Source organism: Kribbella sp. NPDC054772 (genome assembly GCF_053611945.1).
The window spans coordinates 451,434-476,928 of record NZ_JBSHBJ010000003.1 but is presented as its reverse complement, the minus strand read 5'-3'; the positions used below and the strand labels follow the sequence as shown (position 1 = coordinate 476,928).

General features: G+C 67.2%; 26 protein-coding genes and 2 pseudogenes. 11 read left to right on the top strand and 17 right to left on the bottom strand.

Features of this window, described 5'->3' with window-relative positions:
- Positions 1-474: 474 nt before the first annotated feature.
- From ACWGID_RS07770 to ACWGID_RS07750, 5 genes are all read right to left on the bottom strand, one after another.
- Positions 475-954 carry a nuclear transport factor 2 family protein gene (locus tag ACWGID_RS07770; RefSeq protein ID WP_452195497.1) on the bottom strand — a complete coding sequence of 160 codons (480 nt, stop codon included), beginning with the start codon at positions 952-954 and terminating at the stop codon, positions 475-477.
- A gap of 153 nt (positions 955-1,107) precedes the next feature.
- Positions 1,108-1,938 carry an enoyl-CoA hydratase/isomerase family protein gene (locus ACWGID_RS07765; RefSeq protein ID WP_452195496.1) on the bottom strand — a complete coding sequence of 277 codons (831 nt, stop codon included), beginning with the start codon at positions 1,936-1,938 and terminating at the stop codon, positions 1,108-1,110.
- A gap of 8 nt (positions 1,939-1,946) precedes the next feature.
- Positions 1,947-2,567 (bottom strand): TetR/AcrR family transcriptional regulator, encoded by a 621-nt coding sequence (locus tag ACWGID_RS07760; protein WP_452195494.1) that lies wholly within the window; start codon positions 2,565-2,567, stop codon positions 1,947-1,949.
- 68 nt (positions 2,568-2,635) lie between these two features.
- On the bottom strand, positions 2,636-3,595 hold the full coding sequence (locus tag ACWGID_RS07755; protein WP_452195492.1) for an enoyl-CoA hydratase/isomerase family protein: 960 nt from the start codon (positions 3,593-3,595) through the stop codon (positions 2,636-2,638).
- A gap of 51 nt (positions 3,596-3,646) precedes the next feature.
- Positions 3,647-4,174 carry an SDR family NAD(P)-dependent oxidoreductase gene (locus tag ACWGID_RS07750; protein WP_452195490.1) on the bottom strand — a complete coding sequence of 176 codons (528 nt, stop codon included), beginning with the start codon at positions 4,172-4,174 and terminating at the stop codon, positions 3,647-3,649.
- 159 nt (positions 4,175-4,333) lie between these two features.
- Between ACWGID_RS07750 and ACWGID_RS07745 the strand changes: the two genes are divergently transcribed.
- From ACWGID_RS07745 to ACWGID_RS07715, 7 genes are all read left to right on the top strand, one after another.
- Positions 4,334-4,732, top strand: coding sequence for an ATP-binding cassette domain-containing protein (locus ACWGID_RS07745; RefSeq protein WP_452195488.1), 399 nt, complete (start codon positions 4,334-4,336; stop codon positions 4,730-4,732).
- A 186-nt stretch (positions 4,733-4,918) separates the two neighbouring features.
- The gene (locus ACWGID_RS07740) at positions 4,919-5,410 is read left to right on the top strand and encodes an SDR family NAD(P)-dependent oxidoreductase (protein ID WP_452195486.1); all 492 of its coding nucleotides are present in this window, start codon (positions 4,919-4,921) and stop codon (positions 5,408-5,410) included.
- Positions 5,411-5,599: 189 nt separating this feature from the next.
- Positions 5,600-6,595, top strand: coding sequence for an NADP-dependent oxidoreductase (locus tag ACWGID_RS07735; protein WP_452195484.1), 996 nt, complete (start codon positions 5,600-5,602; stop codon positions 6,593-6,595).
- Positions 6,596-6,651: 56 nt separating this feature from the next.
- On the top strand, positions 6,652-7,506 hold the full coding sequence (locus tag ACWGID_RS07730; RefSeq protein ID WP_452195483.1) for an alpha/beta fold hydrolase: 855 nt from the start codon (positions 6,652-6,654) through the stop codon (positions 7,504-7,506).
- Positions 7,507-7,543: 37 nt separating this feature from the next.
- Positions 7,544-8,350: a hypothetical protein gene (locus tag ACWGID_RS07725; RefSeq protein ID WP_452195481.1), complete on the top strand. Its 807-nt coding sequence runs from the start codon at positions 7,544-7,546 to the stop codon at positions 8,348-8,350.
- 23 nt (positions 8,351-8,373) lie between these two features.
- The gene (locus tag ACWGID_RS07720) at positions 8,374-9,090 is read left to right on the top strand and encodes an SDR family oxidoreductase (RefSeq protein ID WP_452195479.1); all 717 of its coding nucleotides are present in this window, start codon (positions 8,374-8,376) and stop codon (positions 9,088-9,090) included.
- 13 nt (positions 9,091-9,103) lie between these two features.
- Positions 9,104-9,754: a TetR/AcrR family transcriptional regulator gene (locus ACWGID_RS07715; RefSeq protein ID WP_452195477.1), complete on the top strand. Its 651-nt coding sequence runs from the start codon at positions 9,104-9,106 to the stop codon at positions 9,752-9,754.
- A 150-nt stretch (positions 9,755-9,904) separates the two neighbouring features.
- On the opposite strand, the gene ACWGID_RS07710 is transcribed toward ACWGID_RS07715, so the two are convergent.
- Positions 9,905-10,852, bottom strand: a complete 948-nt coding sequence (locus tag ACWGID_RS07710) for a LysR family transcriptional regulator (protein ID WP_452195475.1) — start codon at positions 10,850-10,852, stop codon at positions 9,905-9,907.
- A gap of 83 nt (positions 10,853-10,935) precedes the next feature.
- Here ACWGID_RS07710 and ACWGID_RS07705 point away from each other — a divergent pair, with 83 nt between their 5' ends.
- On the top strand, positions 10,936-14,238 hold the full coding sequence (locus ACWGID_RS07705) for a S8 family peptidase (protein WP_452195473.1): 3,303 nt from the start codon (positions 10,936-10,938) through the stop codon (positions 14,236-14,238).
- 191 nt (positions 14,239-14,429) lie between these two features.
- On the opposite strand, the gene ACWGID_RS07700 is transcribed toward ACWGID_RS07705, so the two are convergent.
- From ACWGID_RS07700 to ACWGID_RS07680, 5 genes are all read right to left on the bottom strand, one after another.
- Positions 14,430-15,011, bottom strand: coding sequence for a TetR/AcrR family transcriptional regulator (locus ACWGID_RS07700; protein WP_452195471.1), 582 nt, complete (start codon positions 15,009-15,011; stop codon positions 14,430-14,432).
- A gap of 62 nt (positions 15,012-15,073) precedes the next feature.
- Positions 15,074-15,742, bottom strand: a complete 669-nt coding sequence (locus ACWGID_RS07695) for an NADPH-dependent F420 reductase (protein ID WP_452195470.1) — start codon at positions 15,740-15,742, stop codon at positions 15,074-15,076.
- Positions 15,743-15,815: 73 nt separating this feature from the next.
- Entirely contained in the window at positions 15,816-16,751 is a 936-nt protein-coding gene (locus ACWGID_RS07690; RefSeq protein WP_452195469.1) for an SDR family oxidoreductase, read from the bottom strand.
- 86 nt (positions 16,752-16,837) lie between these two features.
- Positions 16,838-17,458 carry an NADPH-dependent F420 reductase gene (locus ACWGID_RS07685; protein WP_452195467.1) on the bottom strand — a complete coding sequence of 207 codons (621 nt, stop codon included), beginning with the start codon at positions 17,456-17,458 and terminating at the stop codon, positions 16,838-16,840.
- Positions 17,459-18,019: 561 nt separating this feature from the next.
- On the bottom strand, positions 18,020-18,865 hold the full coding sequence (locus ACWGID_RS07680) for a helix-turn-helix transcriptional regulator (RefSeq protein ID WP_452195465.1): 846 nt from the start codon (positions 18,863-18,865) through the stop codon (positions 18,020-18,022).
- A gap of 103 nt (positions 18,866-18,968) precedes the next feature.
- Between ACWGID_RS07680 and ACWGID_RS07675 the strand changes: the two genes are divergently transcribed.
- Entirely contained in the window at positions 18,969-19,901 is a 933-nt protein-coding gene (locus ACWGID_RS07675; protein WP_452195464.1) for an SDR family NAD(P)-dependent oxidoreductase, read from the top strand.
- A 393-nt stretch (positions 19,902-20,294) separates the two neighbouring features.
- Here the strand turns inward: ACWGID_RS07675 and ACWGID_RS07670 are convergent, their stop codons facing one another.
- Both ACWGID_RS07670 and ACWGID_RS07665 read right to left on the bottom strand, forming a co-directional pair.
- Positions 20,295-20,444: a hypothetical protein gene (locus ACWGID_RS07670; protein WP_452195462.1), complete on the bottom strand. Its 150-nt coding sequence runs from the start codon at positions 20,442-20,444 to the stop codon at positions 20,295-20,297.
- Positions 20,445-20,459: 15 nt separating this feature from the next.
- Positions 20,460-20,918, bottom strand: coding sequence for a hypothetical protein (locus tag ACWGID_RS07665; protein ID WP_452195461.1), 459 nt, complete (start codon positions 20,916-20,918; stop codon positions 20,460-20,462).
- 363 nt (positions 20,919-21,281) lie between these two features.
- Here ACWGID_RS07665 and ACWGID_RS07660 point away from each other — a divergent pair, with 363 nt between their 5' ends.
- Positions 21,282-21,872 carry a helix-turn-helix domain-containing protein gene (locus ACWGID_RS07660; RefSeq protein ID WP_452195459.1) on the top strand — a complete coding sequence of 197 codons (591 nt, stop codon included), beginning with the start codon at positions 21,282-21,284 and terminating at the stop codon, positions 21,870-21,872.
- 131 nt (positions 21,873-22,003) lie between these two features.
- On the opposite strand, the gene ACWGID_RS07655 is transcribed toward ACWGID_RS07660, so the two are convergent.
- The 3 genes and pseudogenes from ACWGID_RS07655 to ACWGID_RS07645 form a co-directional block, all read right to left on the bottom strand.
- On the bottom strand, positions 22,004-22,822 hold the full coding sequence (locus ACWGID_RS07655) for a hypothetical protein (RefSeq protein WP_452195457.1): 819 nt from the start codon (positions 22,820-22,822) through the stop codon (positions 22,004-22,006).
- Positions 22,823-23,038: 216 nt separating this feature from the next.
- Positions 23,039-23,370: pseudogene (locus ACWGID_RS07650) on the bottom strand (hypothetical protein); the annotation flags it as partial.
- A 125-nt stretch (positions 23,371-23,495) separates the two neighbouring features.
- Complete coding sequence (locus tag ACWGID_RS07645) at positions 23,496-23,648, bottom strand: hypothetical protein (RefSeq protein WP_452195456.1); 153 nt, start codon at positions 23,646-23,648, stop codon at positions 23,496-23,498.
- 456 nt (positions 23,649-24,104) lie between these two features.
- On the opposite strand from ACWGID_RS07645, the gene ACWGID_RS07640 reads away from it, so the two are divergent.
- A complete protein-coding gene (locus ACWGID_RS07640) occupies positions 24,105-24,938 on the top strand; it encodes a ZIP family metal transporter (protein ID WP_452195454.1) in 834 nt (277 codons plus the stop codon).
- A gap of 66 nt (positions 24,939-25,004) precedes the next feature.
- On the opposite strand, the pseudogene ACWGID_RS07635 reads toward ACWGID_RS07640, so the two are convergent.
- Positions 25,005-25,151 (bottom strand): annotated as a pseudogene (locus ACWGID_RS07635) (IS3 family transposase); the annotation flags it as partial.
- Positions 25,152-25,495 lie beyond the last annotated feature (344 nt).

Below are 25,495 nucleotides of genomic sequence, written 5' to 3'. Positions count from 1 at the left end.
ACCACCCAACACCAGACCCCCCCCCAACACCCCCCCCACACACCCCCACCCCCCCATCCCCCTCCTCCCAACACCCCCAAACCCCCCCCCCCCACGAAGGGGGCGAACCACGGTTTGATACGCCCGCGTAACATCACTGCACATCGCCCCACAGCGAACGCGTCGATACCCCAACAACGCAAGGCCCCTGACGGCGCATCAGGCCGTCGGGGCTGCGCCGTTCCACGGCCTGGCCGGCGGACCGGCCACCTGTGCATCGAAGGCGAACAGGTGCCGCGAGGGATCGAACGCATACCGGTAGATGTAGTGGGATTGACCCGTCTCGACGGAGAGGGTTGATGTGAGGTGGCGTTCTGGCGGGGGCCCTCACTGATAGTCGGTACGGATCGCACACAGTTCTCTCCCCTCACGGTCCTAGCGGTCGCCGGCCGCGACACGGCCTGCTCGAGGCATTCCCGGCGGCCCAGGCCGGTATCAGAACATGGTGTTGTTGTTGGGGGCGGCGGTCTCGGGTACGTCTTGTTCGGCGGTCCAGTGCTCGACGATCTTGGCGTCGCGGACCCGGAAGAGATCGACAACGGCTCGGCCGCGCTTGCCCGGGCTGTCGACGTAGTGGCTGTGCACGGCAACCAGGTCACCTTCGGCGATGACTCGCTTCGATGTCACGCTCAACTGCGGGAACTTCTCGAAGTAGAAGCCCAGGTCGGCCTTCAGACCGCCCACGCCGTCGGGGATACTCCGGTTGTGTTCGTGGTACTCGGCGCCGACGCAGGCGTCGATCGCGGCTAGGTCCTTGCGGACCAACAACTGGTCCACGAACGCGATGACAACCTTCCAGTTGTACGCGGTGAACCAGCGCTGCCCCAGCGTCTCGGTCCGCGGCTCGCTGAGGGTGGCGAACATGTCGTTGCCGCCGGCGGTCGTTGCGCGGGTCGCCAACCACGTTGCACGCATGGTTGTCGCCCCGCCATGGCGCGACGGAGGGCAGGCTCAGTACATCGAGTACCCCGTCCAATATCTCACCGCGCACGGAACCTCTGCTGCCCGCCAGTGGGCGCTGGAACACCTCCAGAAGCCGCTTGCCCTGAACCACCGACCGATCAGCGATCAGAGATTCTGGTTGACCTCGCCGACGTACTCACCCAGCTGGTATTCGACGTCCAGGCCCTTGTCGGCGGTCAGCGCGCGGAGGGCCATCGCCCGCGGCAGGAGTCCCGGGCCCGTCAGGGAGTCCACGAACTCGCCGTACGAGGCGATCAGGTCGGCGTCCGGAGGCAGGGTGGCCCGGCCGACCATCGCCTTGGCGGTCGCCAACGCCTGGCGGTCGAAGGAGGCCAGGCGAGTGACTGTTGCGTCGACGAAGGCGTCGAGTTCCGAGTCCGGCAGAGCTCGCGTGACCCATCCCCAGCGCTCGGCCAGGTCGGGGTCGTAGTCCGCACTGCCGAGGATCGCCTCGAGCGCCCGGTCGCGGCCGATGGACCGCGGGAGTCGCTCGGCCCCACCGCCGCCGGGCACGATGCCGACACCGACCTCGGGCTGGCCGAAGAACGCCTTCTCCCGACTGACGTACCGCAGGTCGCAGGCGAGGGCCAGTTCGTTGCCGGCGCCACGGGTGCGACCCCGGATGGAGGCGATGCTGACATACGCGGCCTTGCTCAACCGCAGGACCAGATCGGTCCACACCGGCGCGTCACCTTCGTGCTCGGGCACAGGCAGGTTGCCGGCCTCGGCGCCGTCGAAGTGGTTGAAGAAGAAGTCGGGTACGTCGCTGGAGAAGACGACGACCTGGATGTCGGGGTCGTTGTCGAGTTCGCGGACGATCTCGTGCAACGTCACCACGGTCTCGGGAATCACCAGATTCACCGGAGGATTCGCGAACGTGATCTTGGCGGTTCGGGGTGTCGTGCGCTCGAAGCGGATCGTGCTGGACTGGTTCATCGGAAGGCTCATTTCGTCTTAGTCGCTTGGTTGACGTCTGAGGTGTGCTGTTCGGCGTTCACCAGGGCCAAGGCGTTGCGGATGCCCTGTTCCAGGAGCTCGTCGGAGAGTTGCCGGTCGGTCAGGGCGCGGGACAGTTGCAGGGTCCCGGCCAGCAGGCCCAGCAGGCTGAGTGCCTTCACCCGCGACGACAGCGGGTCTCCGGGTGTCATGCGGGCCGCGAGGCCGTCGATGACCACCAGCACCCCGTCGGTGTAGGCCTGCCTGGTCGTGTCACCGCTGCGCGCGATCTCGTCAAGCAGGGCCGCGTTAGGACAGCCCTCGTCGTGGTCGTCGCGGTGGCCGGGCGACAGGTACCAGCGCACGATCTGTTCGAGACCGGCCGGGCCGGGCTCGGCCTGCTCGACGATGTTCGTATGCAGTGTGTGCAACTGGTCGGCGATCGCGGTGTCAACCAGGTCGTCCTTGGACGCGAAGTGCGCGTAGAAGGCGCCATTGGTCAGACCCGCATCCTTCATCAACGTCGCGACCCCGGATCCGTCGATACCGTCCCGCTTGAACCGCCGACCGGCCGTCACGACGATCCGCTGCCGGGTTTCCTGCTTGTGTTCCTTCGTGTACCGCACCATGTGTTTCTCCAGTTCAGCGAGGCGTACGGAGTAGCCCTCGACTGCCTTGTTGTTATCAGCAGTTCGTTCTATTCGTTGGAACCACCGCCGATGCGGCCCTCGCGCAGCGCGCGGGCGTACGTCTTGGCATCAAGCAAGGGCAGATCGCCCGTCGCGTCCGTTGCGACGACGTACTCGAGCATCCGCTTCTGGGCTTCTTGGTCCTGATCTCTCACGAGGAACTCCGCGTGCTCGACCCGCAGCCCGGCCGGCAGCGGCTTCGAGGCGCCGAAGTACACCGACCGCTTGATCGCTCCGAGCGACTTCTTCGACCGCAGGCTCAGGTACTCGGCTCGCTCGATCGCGCGCTCGAGCACCCGGTTCTGCGGTACGACTTCGTCGACAGCGCCGAGAGCGAGGGCTTCCGCAGGGGTGAACGGCCTGCCCTCGAGGATCGCGGCCAGCGATTGCCGGGAGCCGATCAAGCGAGTCAGGCGCTGGGAACCCCCGCCGCCGGGGGTGAGCGCGAGCAGTACTTCGGTCAGGCCGATGACAAAGTCTCCGTCTGCCATGATCCGCACATCACAGGCCCAGGCGAATTCCGCGCCGATGGCCAGCGCCGAGCCGTTGAGTGCCGCGATGAAGATGGTGCCGCTCGCGTTCATCTTCAGGAACGTCGCGTGCAGGCCGTCGAGTTGCAGGAGGGTCTTCAGCTTGGTCTTGGCTGCGAGTGACCTGATGCCCGGCATCTTGTTGATGGCGGTCGCTATGCGGAAGACGATCCCCGCGATCCGGGTATTGATGGGTGGAAATCCGACGCCGCCCTCCTGGAGCCAGGTGATGTCCGCGTGGCTCAAGAATCGATCGGGATGGGTTCCCGTGAACACGACGGCGTGGATGCCGGGATCCTTGTCAGCCCTGTCGACGAGTCTGCCGAGTTGAGCCGCCATGCCCGGATCCAGCAGCGCATGCTCACCGCCATTGATGCGGACGATCAAGGTGGTGCCGTGTTCTTCTGTTTCCAGTCCTGTTGTGACTTCGGACATCATGATTTGTCTCTCCGTAGCTGTTGATGTCGCGGACAGATCGAAGGTGGGCGATCAGCTCGGCATCCGGTTGAATCTGCGGATGACGCGGTCGAAGATCCGGGCCGGGGCGACGCGGTACACCGCGTTGATGGTCCGGGCGGTTCTACCGGCGGTGTGCCGCAGTTTCGGGTTCCGGTCGGTTGCCGCCCCAACGATCACTTTGGCGACGACGGCGGGATCGTCGCCGCTGCTGAGGTTCTTCTCCAGCAGCTCGTCGTAGTTGCGCCGTCCCGCCGCGTAGAGCGGCATGGGGGTGTCGGCCACGACGCTGTGGTCCCCGAACGGGGTTTTGATCGAGCCCGGCTCGACGAGCAGAACCCGGACGCCGTACTCGCGGACCTCGTGATCCAGCGACTGCGAGTAGCCCTCGGCCGCTTGCTCGGTCGAGACGTAGACGGTCATGAACGGGCGTTGTTGAGGCGCGGTGCTGCGGCCGGTTCCGATCGCCCGGAAACCTGCGGCGGCCAGCGCGATCGCTGTCGCCTCTCCGATGCCTGAGGACGCGCCTGTTACCAGCGCGACCTGCTGAGTCGCCGTCATCGTGAGCTCCTGAAGTTTTAGATTACGTTCATACGACAATAGGTTCGCTGGTGGCCCCGGGGCAAGACCATCCAGGGATTAAATTACGATCATACTCTCAGTGAGAGCGGCAGGAGGAATTGCGCAGACTGCGCAGGACGCTGCGGGACTGCGGGTGGCGTGATCCGCGCGGTCGACGGCGTCACCTTCGATATCGACGCCGGCAAGACTGTCACGATCATCGGCGAGTCCAGCTCCGGTAAGTCGACGACGGCGATGGCACTGCTACGGCTGCTTGCGGACGATCTCGCCGTAGTGGCGGGACAGGCCGAGCTCGCCGGCAAGGACGTGATCGGGACCCGCAAACACATCAGCGCCCTCCGCGGGCGCGCGGTGGTGCTGGTCCCCCAGGATCCGATGACCGCGCTGAACCCCATCGCCACAGTCGGCCGGCAGATGATCGAAGCGATCCGGCTGCGGCACCACTGTGGCAAGGCCGACGCCCGCGATCGAGCGCTAGCACTGCTCCGTCAAGTCCACCTCAGCCGGCCTGAGCAGCGCCTGAAACGACGACGCTGACCGAACGCCGGTTGCGGCCGTTGCGGCACCGGATCCAGGTCGTGTTCCAGGACCCGTGCAGCTCCCTCGATCCACACCTCGACGCCCAGCACATCGTCGCCGAACCGATCGCGGTCCGCGGCGAACGATCCCGCCGTACCAGGGAGAAGCGCGCGGCCGAACGACGCCGGTGCCGCCGGAATCATCGTGCCACTCGTCGACACGGCCGACGACGCGGCTCGGGCGGTCGCGGCTGCGACGTACCCTCCTGGTGGTGTCCGTTCGTACGGGCCGATGCGGTCGATGCTGCGGATCGGACCGAAGCCTGCCGAGGGTAACCACCTGGTCGATCGTCTCACCGACGGCGGCCGCATTGTGCTCATCGGCAGCCGGACGGCAACCGGAGTGGCCGGCAAAAGTCAGTACGCCGCCACCAAGGCAGCGCTCCGCGCCCTCGCCCGCTCGTGGGCCGCCGAGCTCGCACCCCGCCACATCACGGTCAACGTCATCGAGCCCGGCCCCACCGACACCGCGATGCTCACCGACTCGGCTCGGGCTGCCACCCCACCCGTCGTCCCGCCCCTGGGCCGCCTCATCCAACCCGACGAAGTCGCGGCGCTCGCCCAGTACCTTCTCTCCGACAGCGGCGCCATGATCACCGGCCAACACCTGACAATCTGCGGCGGCGCTTCCCTCTAGACCGCGGTTCACGCGGAAAGCGCCGCAGCGGCGGGCGCCGCTCTGCTGCCGAGTGTTCGCAGCCGGCATTGCGCCTCCATGGCCGGTCGCATCTTCGAGGCTCCTTGACAGATTGACTGAGTGCGCTCATTATTGAGTCAACTCAGATAATTGGTTGGGCATCAACCATCGAAACGAAGGAAAGTCGTCATGCGAGCGTTCGTCGTCACGCAGTACAAGGAGCCGCTGCAGCAAGCGGATGTGCCCGAGCCTGTGGTCAGGGAGCACGACGTGCTCGTACAGGTCGAGGCCGCCGGGCTGAACCTGCTCGACGAGAAGATCCGGACGGGCGAGTTCAAGCAGATCCTGCCGTACAAGCTGCCTCAGATCCTCGGGAACGACGTCGCCGGAACGGTGATCGGCGTCGGCGCGAAGGTGCACGGATTCCGGCCCGGCGACGAGGTGTACGGCCGGCCCGACAAGGACCGGATCGGAACGTTCGCGGAGCGCATCGCGGTCGCCGAGGCCGACCTCGCGCTCAAGCCCGTATCGATCAGCATCGAGGAAGCAGCCTCGCTGCCGCTGGTGGCCTTGACCGCGTGGCAGGCACTGGTCGAGCGCGGCAACCTGCAGCGCGGGCAACGGGTCCTCATCCACGCCGGCGCCGGCGGCGTCGGAACGATCGCGATCCAACTCGCCAAGTACCTCGGCGCCACGGTCGCCACCACGGTCAGTGCCGGCAACGCCGACTTCGTGCGTGAGCTCGGGGCGGACTTCGTCATCGACTACCGCAGCCAGGACTTCGAACAGCTCGTCGAAGGCTACGACCTGGTGCTGGACAGCCTCGGCGGGAAGAACCTCGAGAAATCGCTCCGGGTACTGCGCCCCGGTGGCAAGGCGATCGGGATCGCCGGCCCGCCAGATCCGGCGTTCGGCCGCGAACTCGGCGCGAACCCGGTGCTCCGGCTGGTCATGTCCGCCCTCAGCAGCCGCATCCGCCGTCAGGCCCGGCGGCTCGGCGTGACGTACGAGTTCCTCTTCATGCGCGCCAGCGGTGACCAGCTTCGCCAGATCGGCGCGCTCGTCGACAGCGGCGTACTGCGTCCCGTCGTCGGGCGGGTGTTCGACTTCGATCAGACCGTGCAGGCAGTGCAGTCGCTCGACAAGGGCGGCATCCGCGGCAAAGCCGTCATCAGCCGGCCATAACAACCCCTAACAACCCGCAACAACCCGCAACAACCCAGACGAACCAGGAGAACGTCATGAACACGAACGACAACGTCATCACCGCCTACAAAGACTCGCCTGCCCGCACCATCGACGCCAACGGCGTCACGTTCGCGTATCGCGAGCTGGGGCCGAAGGGCGGGATCCCCGTCGTCTTCTTCGTCCACCTCGCCGCGACCCTCGACAACTGGGACCCCCGGATCATCGACCCCATCGCCGCAGAGCACCACGTCATCGCCTTCGACCAGCGCGGCGTCGGCGCCTCCACCGGCCGCGTTCCCGACAGCGTCGAGGCGATGGCCGACGACGCCTACGCCTTCATCACCGCACTCGGGTTCGACAAGATCGACATCTTCTCGTTCTCCCTCGGCGGCATGGTCGCCCAGGCCCTCGTCGTGAAGCACCCGGGCTTGGTCCGCAAGCTCGTCCTCACCGGCACCGGCCCCGCGGGCGGCAAGGACATCGACAAGGTCGCGGGCACGACGTACTACGACATCCTGCGGGCGACCCTGACCCGGTCGGACCCGAAGGAGTTCCTGTTCTTCAACCGCAACGCCACAGGTAAGCCGGCCGCCCGCGCGTTCGTGAAGCGCCTCGAGGAGCGCACCACGAACCGCGACGCGCCGATGGCGCTGAGGGGGTTCCAGACGCAGCTCAAGGCGATCAAGAAGTGGGGGCGCTCCGCCTCCGCCGACCTCTCGACGATCACCCAGCCCACTCTGATCGCCAACGGCGACAACGACCGCATGGTGCCCTCGATCCTCTCCGAAGACCTGCACCGCCGCATCAAAGGCTCCGAGCTCGTCATCTACCCCGACTCCGGCCACGGCGGCATCTTCCAGTACCACGACAAGTTCGCCCCGGTCGCGGTCGAGTTCCTCTCCCGATGACCGCCCACGACCGAACCAGGAGAAGAAGGGCAACATCATGAGTACGTCACCGTCCGCCGCGCAACTACGTGTGCACAAGCACCTGTCCTCGTCCATCCCACTCTGGGTGCGTACCGACCAGCCTCGCCAGACCGGCATGGACTATTGGAAGGGCCCGCACTCGAAGATCATCTCTGCCACGCCCGGTTTGGAGGAGTACCGGCAGATCCACCTGGCCGAGGACAACCCCGGCCGGTGGCCGGTCACCGACGGGGTCGAGACCTCGATCCCCGCCGACCGCAAGATCGACGGCGTCGCGGAAGTCACCTTCCACTCCGCGCTCTCCCCCCTGCTCGGGCGCAAGCAGACGCAGCTGGCCTACAAGGACGAGATCAACGTGTTCCGCCGCACGCTCCTCTACACCGGTACGCCGAACTCGTCGCGCTGGTATGACGTCGCGGGCCCAGGAGAGACTGTCGGTGCCCGTGCCATGGTCTACCTCCGGCGCAGAGACGGGGTCGGCGCCGGCGAGTTCCGGAAGCTCATCAAGGAGCAGCTCGTTCCCGCGCTCGCCGGCACCGGAGTGCTCAAGGAGCTTCGTACGCAGACGTTCCTGCCCTGGATCGAGAAGCTCTGGGACACGCCGAACGTTGCCCACGACAACCCCCACGACCAGCAGTTCCACGCCTCGCTCATCGTCGGGTTCACCGACGTCGGAGCACGCGATGCCTTCTTCACCGGCCCCGTGATCGAGGAACTGTCCAACCAGCTGGCGCTGCTCGCCTCCGCGATCCACGCGTACGACGTCGACGCCGCCCTCACGTACGTCAAGAACGGCACGATCCTGCCGCATTACGAGCAATAGCTCCCAACAGAAAGAACCTGAACATGCCTTCCCTCAACGGAGCAGTCGTCCTGGTCACCGGGGCCAATGGCGGCATCGGAACCGAATTCGTCCACCAAGCTCTCGCGCGCGGCGCGGCGAAGGTCTACGCCACCGCCCGCACTCCGCAGACCTGGGACGACGAGCGCATCGTCCCTTTCACCCTCGACATCACCGACGCCGAGTCCATCGCCGCCGCCGTGGCCGCGGCGCCGGACGTGACGGCGCTCATCAACAACGCGGGCGCCCTCCCGCCGAGCGCAAGCCTGCTGGAGGTGACCGAGACCGACATCCGGGCGAACATGGAGACCAACTTCTTCGGACCCGTCTTCCTCGCCCGCGCGTTCGCGCCCGTCCTCACAGCCAAGCCGCAGTCCGTTCTCGTGGACGTGCATTCAGTTGCGAGCTGGTACGGGTTCGGCGGCGCCTACAGCGCCAGCAAGGCCGCGCTCTGGTCGGCCACCAACTCGCTACGGCTCGAGCTCGCTCCCCATGGCGTCCACGTGACGGGCGTGCACATGGGGTACGTCGAGACCCGCATGGCTGCCCACGCGGACGGGCCCAAGCTGCAACCTGCCGAACTCGTGACCCTGGTGTACGACGCCGTCGCGGCCGGTGCGTACGAGGTCATCGGCGACGCGCTGACCGCCCACGTCAAGGCCGGTCTGAGCGGTCCTGTCGAGGCGCTCTATCCGGAGGTCACCACCACGACGGCTCCCTAGTCGCCGTGGAAGAATGAACGCCGGCGCCTTCGAGCCCACACAGCAGAAAAGGACGGCAGCCATGCCATTGGCCTCCCACCGAGTCGGACGTCGCGAGCGGAACAAGCAAGAGAAGCTCGAGCGCATCACCGCCGCAGCCCGGGATTTGTTTGCCGAGCGCGGCGTCGACGAGGTCACTACCCAGGAGATCGCAGACAAGGCCGACATCGGAGCCGGCACGCTCTTCCTCTACGCCAAGACCAAGGGCGAACTCCTGCTGCTCGTGCAGAACTCGACGTACGCAGAAGCGCTCGCCCAAGGAAAGACGGCTGCCGAGGACATTCCCGACATGCTCGACGCGGTGATGGCGATCATCCGCCCCGTCGTCGAATGCAACCGAAAACAGATCGACAACGGGCGCACCTACTTGCGAGAGATCGTCTTCGGCGACCCCGCCGAACCCCACCATCGCGACGCACTCGGACTGACCGTCCAGACCGAGAAAGCGATCAGCGACGTACTACGACGAGACCAACGCATCAGCGCAGACGACGCCGCGACACTCGCCCACATCGTCTCCGCGATCATGTTCGTCAGCATGGCCGCGACCATCAACCTCGCCAACCCCATCGCCGACATCGTGAAGGAGATCAAAGACCAGGTCCAGGTCCTGCTGCCGGCCTGAATCCCGGACGCCGGCACCGACGGCCCGCCTCAACCTCACCGACTCGACGCCGCCGGTCGCACCGACCTCCCCGACCTGTACGACGGCGTACAACTCCCCGACCATCCACCGAACGTTCCCAATGACACCCAGTCCGGCGATGCTCGGCGACTAGGGGAGCCTGCGGTTGGTGCGCCACGCCTTGTACGCCGATATCGAGTCGGCCTGCTGCTGGTAGGCGGCCAGGAGCGCATCCCGTATTGACGGCACGTGATCGGCGACCGGGGCGGCGGTTGCCCAGACGAGGCGTTCGCGAGCCCACATGGGGTCGCCGGCGAGTGGGCGTACGACGGCGTTCTCCCGCTCGACCGTGACAGCTCGGCACAGTGAGACGCCGTGGCCCTGGCTGATCAGCGAGAACACGACACTGGCGTTGGTTCGCTGGATGCGGCGCGGTGTGAAGCCGGCCCGGCGGCAGGCCTCACGGAACATCGCGCGCATCCGCTTATCCTTCCCATCGCCGGGCAGCCAGTGCTCGGCGGCCAGGGCGGCGAGCGGGATCTCGGACTCGACCGCGAGCGCGTGGTCCTTCGACAGCACGACGAACACCGGCTCGACGTGCAGCACAGTTTCGCTCAACCCGTCCGGCAGCCCGAGCTCGTACCCTGGGTAGTCGACGGTGAGCCCGACTTCCAGCCGGGCCTCGGCGAGCAGTTCGAGCAGTTCCTCGTCGGAGTCGCAGAGGTGCAGCGAGACCTCCGTATCCGGAAGCAGCTGCCGCGTCACGGTCTTAAGTGCGGCCGCCAGCGGTCCGGCCGTCGCACCGAGGCGCAGGCTGGTGAGGTCTGCGTCGGCCTCGCGCCGGCGTACGTCCCGGAGCAGGTCGTCATGCAGGGTGATCATGCTCTGCGCATGTGACGTCACCATCGTGCCCAGCGCCGTCGGCCGGGCACCGCTTCCGTCGCGGAGGAACAGCGGTCCGCCCAGCAGGCGTTCGATCCGCTGTAACTGTCCGGTCACAGCCGGCTGACTCTGGCCGAGCCGCACCGAGGCGCGGCTGATACTGCCCGTCTCGGCGATCGCGGCGACGAGTCGCAGGTGACGGATCTCCAGATCCATAACGCGATGTTATGGCCAGATCGGAGTACCCGGGAGGGGTGTCCGAATCTCAGACTTTTCCTGACATATCAGGAAGGAAACTTATGTCTCGACTGTCCCGGCGCCTGATCGGTCTCGCGCTGAGCACCGCCCTCCTGGCACTTCCCCTGACCGCCACCGGCCAACCGCAGCCCGTCGGTTGGACCGTCGGGAAGCCCAAGTCCCAGAATCAGATTCCGACCGGGAGCTGGGTCACACTGCTGACCGGTGACCGGGTCTTCGTCGACGGCAACAGGATCTCGCTCGATCCCGCCCCCGGCCGCGACCAGCTCGGCTTCACCCAGTACCAGCAGGACGGCCACCAGTACGTCGTACCGAACGACGCCCTCCGCCTCGTCTCGAGCAACCAGGTCGACCGGCGGCTGTTCGACGTCACCGGACTGGTCCAGGCCGGGTACGACGACGCCCACGTCGCCGAGCTGCCGACGATCGTCTCGTACGGCGCGACCACTCCGCCGAAGCTGCGGGCAGCTCGCGTCACCGAGAGCCTGCCCGCTCTCCGCGCCGCCGCGATCAAGGTCGGCAAGGCCAAGGCCCGCGACTTCTGGACCGACGTCACCGCCGGCAGCGCGACGAAGCGCACCACCGCTCCAGGCATCGCCCGGGTGTGGCTCGACGGCAAGCGTGAAGTGTCGCTCGACCAGAGCGTCCCGCAGATCGGCGCACCGGCCGCGTGGGCCGCCGGGTACGACGGAACCGGTGTGACCGTCGCCGTTCTGGACACCGGCATCGACGACACCCACCCCGACCTCGCCGGCAAGATCCTCGAGGAACAGAACTTCAGCGACGCCGCCGACACCGAGGACAACGTCGGCCATGGCACCCACGTCGCCTCCACCGTCGTGGGCAGCGGCGCGGAGTCGGGCGGCAAGTACAAGGGTGTCGCGCCCGGCGCGAAGCTGCTGATCGGGAAGGTCTGCAGCACCAGGAGCTGCGCCGAGTCGGCGATCCTGGCCGGCATGGCGTGGGCCGCATCCAAGGCCAAGGTCATCAACATGAGCCTCGGCGGCACCGACTCGCCCGGCATCGACGTCCTCGAGGAAGCCGTCAACCGGCTGACCGCACAGACCGGCGCCCTCTTCGTCATTGCCGCAGGCAACAACGGCGCCACCGGCGGCGTGTCGTCGCCGGCCACCGCCGACGCGGCACTGGCGGTCGGAGCGGTCGACAAGCAGGACAACCTCGCGGACTTCTCGAACCGCGGCCCGCGAGACGACGGCGCGATCAAGCCGGACATCACCGCACCCGGCGTCGGCATCGTCGCCGCGCTTGCGAAGGGCTCCGACTATCCGCAGTACGCTCCCGGGTACACCCAACTCAATGGCACGTCGATGGCCACGCCGCATGTGGCCGGCGCGGCAGCCCTGCTCGAGCAGCAGCATCCACAGTGGACTGCTACCCAACTGAAGACGGCGCTGACTGCCGCAGCCAAGCCGAACCCTTCATTGACCGTCTTCGAGCAAGGCGCCGGCCGGGTCGACGTCGCCCGTGCGGTCCGGCAGGCCGTCCTGCCGAGCGTTTCCAGCCTCGCACTCGGCTCGCAGCCGTGGCCGGCCGACGACGACACCCCTGTCACCAAGACAGTGACCTACCGCAACGACGGCACCTCTCCGGTGACGCTCGACCTGTCGACCACGGGGACCGGTCCGGACAACGCTCCCGCTCCGGCTGGATTGTTCACAGTCAGTCCGGCACAGCTCGTCGTACCGGCCGGCGGTACGGCGGACGCCGTACTGACCGGTGACACGCGGGTGCCGTCGGCAACCGGCACGTTCTCGGGAGCGCTGACCGCAACCAACGCCGACGGGTTGTCGGTGCGGGTGCCGTTGACGATCAGCAAGGGGCACGAGGAACAGACCGTCACCTTCAAGGTGACCGACCGGACCGGCGCACCGTCGAGCGACTACGCGATCTGGGCGACCGGGCTCGACCTCGACGTCTTCAAGTTCCCGTACAACGCATCCGGGACGGTCACCGCCAAGCTGCGGCCGGGCCGGTACCACGTGCAGGCGTCGGTGGTCAGTCCGGACGGCAGCTCCACCCTGCTGGTGCAGCCGAACCTCACTGTCGGTCACTCCGATGACGGTGTGGTCGAACTCGACGCCCGCAAGGGCACGCCCGTTTCGGTGACGGTGCCGAAGGCCTCCGCCCGGACCAAATTGGCCTCGGTCGGTGCGTATCGCGTGCTGCCACGCGGCGGCGCGATCGACGCGCGCATCACCGGCCCTGACTTCAGCAAACTGTTCACAGCGGACCTGGGCGACGAGGTCACGGCGGACGAAGGCACCCTGGTCACGGACGTCACGAGCCGCTGGGCCGAGCCGACAGCGGACGGGACGTTCTACAACTCGCCGTACGAGTACGACATCGTCGACTTCGTCCGTGGACACTTCCTCACGAATTACCAGCACACCGTCCGCCAGAGCGAGCTGGCAACGGTGACCACCCGCAACCACAGCGTCTGGCCCGTCAAGCAAACGGGCTTCATCCACAACTGGGGCTTCCCGGCAGAGGGTGGCGGTGCGATCTCGGCGGCGATCCAGTACGACGTACCGGGCATCCGGACCGTCTACTACACCGCGAAAGACGTGACCTGGAACCACCGCTGGGACATCAGCGGCGGTAGCCAGACCCAGTTCTGGTACGACGGCGCCACCTGGCAGCCAGGTCGTCACTACACGGTCGACTGGCAGCGTGGACCGGCCGGACCGAAGTTCAACGCGCGCACGTACGTCGCCCGGGTAGGCAACACGATCTTGCTCAACGTGCCGCCGTTCGGTGACGACTCCGGTCACACGGGATACTCGTTGCTCGACAGCGGGCGCGTCGGGTTCTACCAGAACGGCGTGAAACTGGCCGAGATCCCGACATACTTCTACGACGCCAGCGGACCGGTGCCGCCCGAGGAAACGCCGTACAGGCTGGAGTACGAGGTCAACCGGCCGACCGGGTTCAACGCGTCGACGAAGGTCAGCGGCTCGTGGACGTTCAAGTCCTCCCAGGTCGGGACCGACAAGTGGACGTACCTGCCGCTGTCGTCGTTCGCCTTCACCCCAACCGTTGACCTCGCCAACAGTATGCGAGGAGGTACGCCGTACCTGGTGCCGATCAGCCTGAAGACTCAGCCGGGGTCGACCCCATCGGCAACCCGCAAGATCACCGTCTCGGTCTCGTACGACGAGGGCGCCACCTGGCAACCCGTCACGCTGATCCGGACCGGCACCGACACCTGGCTCGCATCCCTGCGCCACCCCGCGAAGGGCTCGGTGTCCTTCCACGCCACCGCGGAACGCGCCGACGGCGGCACGACCGACTACACAGTGATCCGCGCCTACAACCTGCGTTAGACCCCCATCCCACAACACACGGTTCCTCGCGGTGAAGGCGACCACACCTTCGCCGCGAGGCGCCCAGGGCTGACGCGCTTATCTCAGCTCAGATCCGTGGAGGTTCGGCGGTACAAGCAACCGAGGCGTGGCGAACCGGCCGCAACCGAAATTGTCCCGGCCTCGGCTGGTCCGTTCGAGTTGCCCTGGGGTCATGATGAGCCCATTGGACTGACGCCATTGCTCGCTTGGCCGGTCAGGACCGCACCCGAGATGACACCGAGGAGGTGATCGGCGCGGTGCGCGAACGAGGGCTGATCGTGGAGCCACGCAAGTGCCGCGACCAGCGCGAACAGGTCGGTGCCGTCGATGTCGTCCCGCGCCTTGCCCGCCTCGTGAGCGCGTTCGAGGGCCCGCGTGCCTGCATCGTGCAGAGCGACGCACGACGCATTGAGTGCGGACTCCGTGTCCTCGATGGCTGCCGACAGCAGCGGCGCGACACCCCGATACTTGTGGGTGAGCGCGACGCTGTCGCGGAGCCAGGAAATGAGGGCGTCCTCGGGTGTGCTCGACGTTTCGCGGTCGGCTGCTTGTGCCGTCAGTTCGTCGACAGTGGTGCGGAGCAAGGCTTCGAGGAGCGCCTCTCGTGTCGGGAAGTGACGGTACAGCGTGCCGAGCCCGACGCCTGCTCTGCGGGCGACGTCGCGCAGCGACGCCTCAGCGCCTTGCTCGGTCACGACGTCGTGCCCCACCGCGAGCAGGCGGTCGTAGTTCTTCCTGGCGTCGGCTCGCATATGTCTCCTTGCTTGGTAGATGGGGCGGTGACCCGTGAATTCGGTGGCCTGACCGCTTGCGGTTACTGCGTCGCGGTGGCCAGTGCCGCGCGGATGGCGTCCTCGCCGGCCGGTTGGCCCTTTTCGTCCGAGGTCGGCCCGTACGGAGTCGCCCACACCGGCGTGCCCGTCGCCTGCCGCCACCCATCGGCCAGCGACCCCGCGTCCACCACGCCGTAACCGATGGAGTCGATGAACTCGGTCACCGCAGACTTCGCCCGCGCCGAGTCCCCCGCAATCGGCAGGTACGAGCGGTCGCCCGCCCCCTCCGCGCGGCCCAGTGACAGCAGGTGCTTGAAGAAGATGTTGTTGAACGCCTTCACGACCATCGCGCCCGGGATGTAGCGCTGCAGCAGTTCGCTCGAGGTCAGCGACAAGCTGTCGAGTTCGGGGATGTGCCCGTCACGCTCGGTGCCGTAGTTGCAGGTGTCGATGACCGTCTTCCCGGCCAGTGGCGCGGCGGGTACGTCGGGGAACGCCTTGACCGGCACCGTGACCACGACGAGGTCGCCGGCCGCCGCGGCCTCCGTACTCGTCGCCGCGGACGCCCGCGGCCCCAGCTCTGCGACCGTGTCCTCGAGCGTTTCGGGACCGCGCGAGTTGCTGAGCAGGACATGGTGTCCGGCCTCGATGGCAAGCCGCGCGACGGCACTGCCGAGCTGTCCACTGCCGATGAATCCCACAGTCGTCATATTCAACCTTCATTGTTGAAGAGTCGCGCTATTTGTCGTGCGCCGGGCGCGTTGCGATCCGGCTCCCCTGCCGTCAGCTGCCGGGGAAGTAGTGTCCGTTGTCCAGGTCGGCGACCAGGCCGGGCTCGACGGGTTCCCACCCGAGGACGCGGCGGGTGATGAGGTTGGACGACGGGTAGCTCTGCGTGACAACATTCGCGAGGAACCCGAAGTATCCCGGCAGCATCAGTTCGTCCAGGGGAATGCTTACGGCGGGCAGGCCCAGGCGGCTGCCGATCGCCTCGGCGATCTCGCGGAACGGAATGCCCTCGTCCTGAACCGCGTGCCAGTGTTTGCCGGCCGGGCCCTTCTCCAGCGCCAGGCGGAACAGGGAGGCGAGATCGCGGACATGCACGGCGTTCCACAGGTTCGCGCCGTCGCCCGGGTAACCGGCGAAGCCCTTCTCCTTCGCGAGCGCGATCAGGGTGGGGAGGAAGCCGGCACGATCGGTCGTTCCGTGCGCGATATTGGCAATCCGTACGACCGACGACCGTACTCCGCGCTCGGCGAGATCGAGGACGGCGGTTTCCACGACGTTGCGAACCCGCAGGGTTCCCTTGTGCTCATCGCCGACGGGTAGGGCGGGGTCGTTCTCGGTGGCCGGCCGGCCCAGCTGCCCGGACGAGCCAATGCTCCCCGCCGCGACCAGCGGCTTTCCGGTGCCCGCGAGCGCCTCGCCGTACGCGAGCATCACCGGGAGTTCCGCCGCGGACACCGCGTCCATCCCGCCGAACGGAAGCAGGTCTTGCCGATGCGCGACGTGAATGACGCCGTCGGAATCCGCCGCCGCCTCCATGAGACCGTCGAGATCCTCGAGGTCGCCGCGGCGCACCTTGGCGCCGGCAGCGGACAGCGCAGCCGCGGCCGTGTCCGACCGGGCCAGGCCAGTGACCTCGTGCCCGGCGGCGATGAGCTCGGGAATGATGTACGAACCGGAATGGCCGGTCCCGCCAGTAACAAAAACGCGCATTACTACTCCTGATGAAAGCCGGTGGATTGCTCTTCGTGCGCCGTAGATCGGCTCAGTTGATGCGACGCGACAAGATTCAGATGCGCTCAGTCGAGAACGTCGACGCCGAGGGCGATGTTGAACCCCGCGCCGTGGCCGGCCAGCCCCATGATCAGCAGGCCGGCCCCTTCGAGCCAGTGCGCCATCTCCAGGCCGCCGACGTCCCGCGGCCGCAAGCCGAGGCTCTCAATGAAGGCCGACACGCTCGCCTTGGCCCGATCGTCGTCGCCGGCAAAGAGCACATCCAGCGGGCGGCCCAGGGCCAGAACGTGGCCGAAGACGGTGTTGAACGCCTTCACAACGTGCGCGCTCTCCGGCAATGCCCTGGCGATCTCCTGCGCTCCTGAACTGCCCGGAGGGGTGACCAGCCCAGTGGCGTCGGCGGCGAAGGTGTTGGAGATGTCGATGACGACCTTGCCGGCCAGTGCATCCCCGTACTGGGCGACGACTGCCACGGCGCTGGCGTACGGCACCGCCAGGATCACGATGTCGCCGGCAGGGGCCGTGCCGAATGTCCCCGTCGTAGCCCTGCCGCCGAGCGCGGCAGCCAGCTCCTTGGCCTTGGTCGCGTCGCGGCCGATGACCTCGACGGCGTTGCCGCCCTCGACCGCACGGGTGCCGATGGCGCGGGCGTAGGTCCCGACACCGATGATGCTGATGCTGCTCATGGCTGACTCTCTTTCCCTGGTTCGAATCGAAGTTTCCGCGGCCGAGGCAGAACGGCCCCCGGCCTCATGTCCGGCCGTTTGATCAGGCGCCGTCGATCAGCAGCTCAGAATCGAACAATTGAGCGGGCTAACCGGAGCACTAGTCCATTTATACGGGGCAGTGCTCCGCTTTGCAAGCCCGGCAAGCCGGCCGGAGTGGCCTGCACCAACGCTCAGGCGGATCGCCTCGGGCAAGATCTCGAACCATTCGCGTGCCTCGTCAAGATCTGCGGTGACAGGCGTCAGCTACATCGGCGGCACCCACGAACGAGGTCGAAGGCCGCATAGACGGCTGGCACCTGAGCGGCCCGGTTGCGAGCTCTCGCCGGGCTGGTCACGAGGCGCCGCTGGATGGCATCGAAGCTCAGGCGACCATCGGCGCCGAGGACGACGAACTCGCCGTTCATCCATAACGATGCCGGCGGCCAGCTGCTGCGTAGCGGCGGTGACGACGTCAGGGAAGCGGTCGCTGATGTCGTTGCGATTGCGGGGCCAAGCCCCAGTGGATCCGAGCATTGGCGCTCAGAGCTGTAGCGACTGAGTGCCCAGGACGACGGCGAGGTCGAGGCGGCGGGAGTCTTCAGTGCCGGGCTCGGCGGTGTAAACGGTGATGCGCAGGTCGTCCATGGTGACGAGCAGGGTGTCACAGTCGAGGGTGATCGGGCCGACCGCTGGGTGGTCGATGGTCTTGCGTCGGGACGGGTCTGCCGGGGGCGGCGGCGCTTCGGCGTCCCAGAGCTCGGCGAAGCGCGGGCTGCCGGCGGTCAGGTCGGTGATCAGGCGCCGCAGCGCACGGTCGGCTGGGTAGCGTGCGGCGGACTGGCGCAGGTCGGCCACGAGCCGGGCCTCGTGCTCGGTTTGCTCCTGTGGGGTATGCACGACCCGTGAGGGCAGGCGGGTGACGTTGCGCCAGACGGCGTTGCGGTCCAGCCCGCGCCAGGTGGTCGTATCGCCCATGAGCGCGTCGTAGGGCGCGTTGGCGAGAACGAGTGTCCAGCTGGCGTCGTAGACGACCACCGGGGTGTGTGAAAGCCGGTCGAGCAGCCGTTGCACGCTCGAGGTGACCCGGGACGGCACGATGTCCGGGCCGGGTGCGGCGTGCCCCGCGAGCCGGTAGAGCAGGTCGCGTTCGGTGTCGGCCAGGCGCAATGCCCGGGCCAGTGACTCCACGACCTGGGCTGACGGCGCGGTCGCGCGTCCCTGCTCCAGGCGGGTCAGGTAGTCAGCCGAGATGCCGGCGAGCGCGGCCAGCTCCTCGCGGCGCAACCCGATGGCCCGCCGTCGCCGGCCCGCCGGCACGCCGACGGCCTCCGGTGCCACCCGGTCGCGCCAGCGGCGTACCGTCCGGCCGAACTCCCACGCTTCCACAGGCTCCAGTGTGCGCGAGCCCGCACTGGGTTGTCCTGGCCCTGGCAGTCCTACGAAATCCCGACGACTGGTTGCCGCCCGCCATCTCTCGCAGGCTGCGGTTATGACCGAACCCGGAACCGTTCTAATCACCGGCCCGACCCGCAACCTGGGCCGCCACGCCGCGCTGGCCATGGCCGGCCGCCCGGACGGGCAGCGACCCGACCTGCTGCTGGTCGGCCGCGCCGGGCACGACCTGACGGCGGTCGCCGACGAGGCTCGTACCCTCGGAGCACACGTCCACGAGATCGGCTGCGACCTCGCCAGTCTGACCGACGTCCGTGCCGCCGTGCGCGGCCTACTCGCAGCGGCCGCCGTCCGGCCGCTGCGTGCGCTGGTCGCCAACGCCGGCACCATGTCGCCCGACACCCGACACGCCTCGCGCGACGGCTACGAGACAACTTTCGCCGTCAACTACCTCGCCCACGCCCAGCTCATCGGCGACCTGCTCGACTCCTTCACCGCCCCGGCAAGGGTCGTACTGCTCGGCTCGAACACCTATCACGCCAACTTCTGGCGCAAGCTACTGGGCGTGGCTGAGGCCAAATGGGCCGACCCCGTCGAGCTCGCCCGCCCGGCCACCGGTGAGCACGCCCCAGGCATGGCCGCCTCCGGTGTCGCCTACTCCAACGCCAAGCTGGCGATCCTGTACTACGCCCACGAGCTGCAGCGCCGAGCCGGCGCAGGCATCAATGTGTCGGTGTTCGAACCGGGCTGGATGCCCGGCACCGCACTCGGCCGCGGCGCCCCGAAAGCGCTGCAGGCGATCAGCCGCGCCCTGGGCCGGATTCCGGGCGTGTCGACGCCGCGGCGCTCAGGGCCGCTGTTGGCCGCGGTGGCCCTTGACGACAAATGGGCAGACCTGCGCGACGGCGCATTCGTGCTGAAGACCAAGCTGACCGAAGTACAGCCGGTCGCCCACGACCCCCACCGCGAGCGACGCCTGTGGGAGGCGACCGCCGAACTGTTGGAACGCGCAGACGCATCCCGTAAGTAGGCACCGCCCCCAGGCAAACGTCGCAGCGGCGATGACCTGTTCTCCCGCTCCGGTAAGCACGCAGCCGCATACGGGCTCCTTGACTTGTTCAGTGAAGGTACCCGCCCCACTTCACCTCGTAGCGTGCTCCGCCCGGCAGCGCGGTAGGTGGCGGGATCTGGTCGGCCGAGCGGGCGAGCGCAACCTCGACTGGCCCGGCCAGGTCAGCCGGGATCCGCACCGCGGGGGGCTCAGTTCGGCGACGAGCCAGAGGCATCCCCGCTCCACGGCCTCCGAGGGCCGAACGGCGGCCACACCACCGTCACGACACGCCGCACAGTGACCGAGGTGTCGCGGTGCGGGCAAAACCGATGGACTGGCAACGAGTACCTATTTGAAGTGTGCGGTATTCCCTCACTCCTGGGGCGATCGGAGCTCGAGGTAGGACGGCATCAGGTCCGGGCGGATCGGGACGAACCTCATCGCGTAGCAGTTGCTGAGCCGGGTCACGTGGTGGAGTTCCTGCGCGTCGACCCCGCGCCCGAGAATCAGTCCCGCCTCCATGCTGCTGATTGGACCTTAGCGCCAGGTATCTCCAGGGGTCCGGACGTAGCGGCGCCATGTGTAGCGCCAAGGGATGACGGCCAGGACGACGACGGCGAAGGAGCAGTTGAAAAGCACGTCGCGCGCTTCGGCGTTCAGGTTGTTGGAAACCAGGCGGGGAATCGCGACGGCGCCGACCCAGATGACCTTCCAAGCCACCTCGAACAGCAGGATCGGCAGCATCCGCACCGGGTATCTGAGCCCGAGGAATGCCAGTAACGACATGGCTGTCAGCAGGCAGGCAACAACGCCTTCCATCACCGGGAGCGATCGAGCGTCCTGAACCACAACCGGCCACTTGACCAGCACCAGCCCCACCCCCATGAATGCGTACCCGAACCGCATGACATTCAGCCGACGGGTGGTCAGCTCCCGATCGTGGCGCGGGCTGGATGTTCGTTCGTCGCGGACGGTAGTGGTGGTGTGTGCGCTCATGGCGTGCAGTCCTTTTCTAGTGGTTGCGGGTCAGAAGGCGTCGGCGCAGCCGGTGCAACTGCGGCGTCAGCCCGTAGATCACGATCGGTACGGCGATGGTCGCGAGGACGAACGTCCGCTCGACCGGCGTCAGCGTGCCGAGCCAGTCGCCGAGGGCGAGGTTGAGCGGTGAGGGTCGGGAACACGGCCAGCCAAATCATCAGGGCCAACTGGTGCTTGGTCGGCGGTCCAAGTACAGCCGGCCGCGACGTCGGGACGGGCTTGGAGTCCGACACTGTTGTGGTCATGTACCAAGGCTGGCGGCAGGTGGGGCGTTCGGCCACGAAGGTTGCGGTTTGTGGGAAATGAGCGTCAGATGAGCTGGTGGAAGACGCCTCAGCGGCGGAGATTGCCGCAGTGCTCGAAGGGGTCGGAGGACGGCTCAAGCGAGTGCGCGCGCAGCGCCGAATGACGCTCACGGCTGTTGCGACGGCTACGGGGATCTCGAAGAGCACGATGTCGCGGCTCGAGACCGGACAGCGGCGGCCGACCCTGGAACTGCTGCTGGCGTTGTCGCATGTGTATCGGGTGCCGCTCGACGACCTCGTCGCCGCGCCGGTGCAAGGCGATCCACGCATCCGGCTCAAGCCCAGTCGCGTCAAGGGCCGGATGGTGATCCCGCTGACGCAGCAGCCAGATGGCACGCAGGCGTGGAAGATCGTCATTCCGACCAACAAAATCACCCCGGAGCTGAGGGCGCACGACGGCCACGAATGGATCTACGTGCTGTCCGGCCACCTGCGGCTCGTCTTCGGCGACGAGGACTGGGTGCTCGGTCCCGGCGAGGTCGCCGAGTTCAGCACCGACAAGCCGCACTGGTTCGGCAGCACCGGCAGCGAGCCCGCCGAGATCCTCAGCATCTTCAGCCGCCCCGGCGAACGGATGAATGTCCGAGGAACGACTCCGCATGCGTAGCGAAGGTCGGGGCGCATGAAGAGGACCTGGTCGAAGACCTTGTCGCCGGGATCGCGCAGCGGGGATTGGTAACGGGCTCGAATTCGAAGTGTCCGGACGTCACGGGACCAATCTCGCCGCGCACCTCGAGGTCAGTGGCCGCCGCCGTGCCCGCCACCATGACCGCCACCATCCGAGCCGTGCCCGCCGCCCTCGTGACCGCCCGCGCCGTGTCCACCCTGCCCGTGTCCGCCGCCGCCGTCGTGGCCGCCGCCTCCGTGGCCCCCGCCCCAGCTGTCGCCCCAGGCGCCATGGCCGCCCGACTGGCCATCAAAGCCGGACAGCGGAATGAAACTCGCGCCATCCCCGCCGCTGGCGAAGTAGCCCTGACCGTACGGGGCGAAGGCCCGGCCGGCTTCCCAGTACGGCACCCGACGCGAGCCGAGCTGCACATAGCGGATCTCGGGCTGCTCACCCGCACCGACGCGGGCGGCGTCCTGAGCACAGGCCGGAACTGTGCGGGTGCCGTGCCGGGGCCGGGTCCACATAACGTCGCTGGTCGACGGACCGTGCTGAGGATTGAAGAAGCAAGGCACTCGCCGCACGGGGACGGCAACGCCCGCGACCCGGGCGCGAACACAGGTCACGGCATAGCGGCCGGTCGCCAACGTGTCGGTGATCATGCTGATCGCCTCGGCGGACCGCAGGCTCTTGACGGTCAGCTGGGCGGAGTCGTAAGCATCGAGCGCGGACTGATAATCGCGTCGGGTCGCGGCGTCGAGCTCGTGGCCCGACACGTCCACACCGAGCCGCGACAACTCCTCCCCGAGCAGCGTGATGTCCTCGTCGGCGACCTTCTTGATCTGGCGCAGATCGACAACATCCTCACGGCGTGCCGCGCGACGATCCCACACCCGTCGGGCGGCGAGCGCGATACCGCCGCCGATCGCCGCGAACAACAACCACTCCATTCCTTGACGGTACGCCGGATACGCCCAGCCGGCGCGACGAGCGGCCCGGTCTTCGCGCCGACACGTTCCCACGTTCTGACCGGTCCACGCGCGACAGCGCAGAGAAGGTTCCGCTTACCCTGCGCAGTGTTGCATTTGATGCAATTCCTCCCGTTTGACTGGAAAGGAGTACATATTCGAAGTGTGCGCTCTTCGTCGGTTCTGCGTTGAGCTCGGCTAGTGTCCTGCTTCTGAAATCCGTGACATAAGTTGATCGCGGGCGGTTTGCCCGGTGATGCGTTGGAGGTAGCGGCTGAGGGAGTCCAGGATTTCCTCGGCGGTCTTCTTCCAGATGAACGGTTTCGGGTCGTCGTTCCAGGATTTCACCCAGGCGCGGATGTCGGCTTCCAGTGCCTGGACGCTCTTGTGGGCTCCGCGGCGGATCTTCTGATCGGTGAGGTAGGCGACCAGCGTTCGACCTGGTTCAGCCACGACGAGCCGGTCGGGGTCAAGTGCATGTGGAAGCGGGGGTGTTTGGGCAGCCAGGCCTTGATCGCGGGGGTTTTGTGGTGCCGTAGTTGTCGGCCACGATGTAGACAGCACTAGCGCACCCTCGGCGCCGCTCTTTGTGCCAGAATCGCTCGCCCCCGGGGAGTTGCGCGTCGAGAGCCGACTGATTCGGCTGAGGGTGCAACTAACCGCTGGTGAGCGAGCTCGCGAGACCGTCGAGGACGATGCCGAGCCCGAACTCGAACTCTCCGCCGAAGTCGTAGCCGGGTTGCATGATGTGCTCGACGGAGAACTCGACGAGGTGTGGGTAGTCGTCGGCGGCGTACTGCGCCATCATCTGCTCAGCGACCTCGGGGATGGTGTCTGGGCCGTTGATGGGCCGCCGTTGGTTCGGCGGTGACGAGGTTCGCGGTCGGGGATGAGGTCTACGGCATGTCCCGGGTTCGTTCGCTGAGTACGCGGCGGTGCTACAAGACAAACCTGCCCACAAACCGGCCGGGCTGTCGTTCGAGCAGGCTGCCGTCGTTCCGATCTCAGCAGCTACCGCCATCCAGGCCCTGTGCGACGCCGGCCAGGTCCAGCCCGGGCAGAAGGTGCTGATCCTCGGGGCGTCCGGAGGGGTCGGCAGCTACGCCGTGCAACTGGCCAAGGCTGTCGGAGCCGAGGTCACCGGCGTGGCAGGCACCGCGAAGCTCGAAACGTGTCCAAGAACCAGGGTCGGGGCCCTTGTTAGGTCAGGCTTGCCTCATTTATGCTTCGCACGCTTCTTTCCTGTCACCCATCGGAGTGCGCAATGTCCAGCCCGCAGATCGCCCTGCTCGGCGCTATTGCCGGATTCACCATCTATCTCGGCCTGCCGATCGGGCGGTTGCGTAGTCCCGCGCCCCGGCTGAGGGCAGGTCTGAACGCGGTCGCTGTCGGCGTCCTGATCTTCCTGTTCTGGGACATCCTCCAGCACGCATGGGAGCCGATCGACGGATCGCTGGCCGACAAGCGCTGGGGGGCGACGCTGGGCAACGGCGTGGTGCTCAGCGCGGGCCTGGCTGTCGGGCTGCTCGGGCTGGTGTACTACGACCGCTGGATCGCCCGCCGCCGTACGGTCCGAGCCAGCCTCGGGCCGGGAGCCGCCGCGAAGACCGATCCCGCGCTGGCCCCGCGGATGACATCGTCCGCGGCCGGGGGCCTTGCGGTGATGATCGCGACCGGTATCGGTTTGCACAACTTCGCAGAAGGGCTGGCGATCGGCAACTCGGCTGCCGCGGGTGAGATGTCACTGGCCGTGCTCTTGATCATCGGCTTCGGGCTGCACAACGCCACCGAGGGATTCGGCATCGTCGCGCCGCTGGCCGCCGCAGGCGTGCGGCCATCCTGGTCGGCGCTCGCATTGCTAGGGCTGCTCGGCGGCGGTCCGACGTTCGTCGGAACACTGGTCGGGCAGCGGTTTGTCAATGAGACGGTGTCAGTGGCGTTCCTCGGCCTGGCCGCGGGCTCGATCCTGTACGTCGTGATCGAGCTGCTCGCCGTGGCTCGCAAGGCCGGATTCAAGGAGCTCACCACCTGGTGCGTCCTGTGCGGCCTGCTGGCTGGTTTCGCGACGGACGCGGTTGTGACGGCAGCCGGCGCGTAGAACAGCGACCAGCCTGCTACTCCCGAAGTGACTTGGGTCTGCTGCACGAGTAGGTGACAGTTTCGGTCACGCGATCTGACTGGCCAGCGTGGTCATGATTGCTTCGTATTCGACGGGGGTCAATCGGCCGAGTGCGGCTTGTCGCCTGCGGCGGTGGTAGGTCCGTTCGATCCAGCCCACGATCGCGATCCGGAGCTGTTCGCGGGTATTCCAGGGCTAATGCCGAAACCCAGGCGCCTCATCGGCTCCCGCAGCGCCTCCGGCCTCGCTGGCGTCGTGGCTCCATGCAACCCAGTTGTGCACTCCTCATGGACGGCCGCGATCCGCATCGCCCTGTGGCCAGGAGGCGATCGAGACCCGAGACTGCCCGAGCAGTCTCACTCCAGGTGGCGAGACTACTTGGGCCGCTCTATCGAGGCCGGCACCAGAATTGTTTACACCTTTTTACGCACCCCAATCGGCGCGAGAGGACGGTCAGCGACGTGCGCGGCAACCTCGTCCTCTGCAACGGCGAGGACGCGAGCGCAGCTGCGTCGAGCGTCCGCACGCTTACTGTG

Bases quoted from the DNA above. Each gene is read 5' to 3' on its own strand.
- ACWGID_RS07770 (WP_452195497.1), bottom strand. From the start codon at position 954: ATGCGTGCAACGTGGTTGGCGACCCGCGCAACGACCGCCGGCGGCAAC.
- ACWGID_RS07765 (WP_452195496.1), bottom strand. From the start codon at position 1,938: ATGAACCAGTCCAGCACGATCCGCTTCGAGCGCACGACACCCCGAACC.
- ACWGID_RS07760 (WP_452195494.1), bottom strand. From the start codon at position 2,567: ATGGTGCGGTACACGAAGGAACACAAGCAGGAAACCCGGCAGCGGATC.
- ACWGID_RS07755 (WP_452195492.1), bottom strand. From the start codon at position 3,595: ATGATGTCCGAAGTCACAACAGGACTGGAAACAGAAGAACACGGCACC.
- ACWGID_RS07750 (WP_452195490.1), bottom strand. From the start codon at position 4,174: ATGACGGCGACTCAGCAGGTCGCGCTGGTAACAGGCGCGTCCTCAGGC.
- ACWGID_RS07735 (WP_452195484.1), top strand. From the start codon at position 5,600: ATGCGAGCGTTCGTCGTCACGCAGTACAAGGAGCCGCTGCAGCAAGCG.
- ACWGID_RS07730 (WP_452195483.1), top strand. From the start codon at position 6,652: ATGAACACGAACGACAACGTCATCACCGCCTACAAAGACTCGCCTGCC.
- ACWGID_RS07725 (WP_452195481.1), top strand. From the start codon at position 7,544: ATGAGTACGTCACCGTCCGCCGCGCAACTACGTGTGCACAAGCACCTG.
- ACWGID_RS07720 (WP_452195479.1), top strand. From the start codon at position 8,374: ATGCCTTCCCTCAACGGAGCAGTCGTCCTGGTCACCGGGGCCAATGGC.
- ACWGID_RS07715 (WP_452195477.1), top strand. From the start codon at position 9,104: ATGAACGCCGGCGCCTTCGAGCCCACACAGCAGAAAAGGACGGCAGCC.
- ACWGID_RS07710 (WP_452195475.1), bottom strand. From the start codon at position 10,852: ATGGATCTGGAGATCCGTCACCTGCGACTCGTCGCCGCGATCGCCGAG.
- ACWGID_RS07705 (WP_452195473.1), top strand. From the start codon at position 10,936: ATGTCTCGACTGTCCCGGCGCCTGATCGGTCTCGCGCTGAGCACCGCC.
- ACWGID_RS07700 (WP_452195471.1), bottom strand. From the start codon at position 15,011: ATGCGAGCCGACGCCAGGAAGAACTACGACCGCCTGCTCGCGGTGGGG.
- ACWGID_RS07695 (WP_452195470.1), bottom strand. From the start codon at position 15,742: ATGACGACTGTGGGATTCATCGGCAGTGGACAGCTCGGCAGTGCCGTC.
- ACWGID_RS07690 (WP_452195469.1), bottom strand. From the start codon at position 16,751: ATGCGCGTTTTTGTTACTGGCGGGACCGGCCATTCCGGTTCGTACATC.
- ACWGID_RS07685 (WP_452195467.1), bottom strand. From the start codon at position 17,458: ATGAGCAGCATCAGCATCATCGGTGTCGGGACCTACGCCCGCGCCATC.
- ACWGID_RS07675 (WP_452195464.1), top strand. From the start codon at position 18,969: ATGACCGAACCCGGAACCGTTCTAATCACCGGCCCGACCCGCAACCTG.
- ACWGID_RS07670 (WP_452195462.1), bottom strand. From the start codon at position 20,444: ATGGAGGCGGGACTGATTCTCGGGCGCGGGGTCGACGCGCAGGAACTC.
- ACWGID_RS07665 (WP_452195461.1), bottom strand. From the start codon at position 20,918: ATGAGCGCACACACCACCACTACCGTCCGCGACGAACGAACATCCAGC.
- ACWGID_RS07655 (WP_452195457.1), bottom strand. From the start codon at position 22,822: ATGGAGTGGTTGTTGTTCGCGGCGATCGGCGGCGGTATCGCGCTCGCC.
- ACWGID_RS07645 (WP_452195456.1), bottom strand. From the start codon at position 23,648: ATGATGGCGCAGTACGCCGCCGACGACTACCCACACCTCGTCGAGTTC.
- ACWGID_RS07640 (WP_452195454.1), top strand. From the start codon at position 24,105: ATGTCCAGCCCGCAGATCGCCCTGCTCGGCGCTATTGCCGGATTCACC.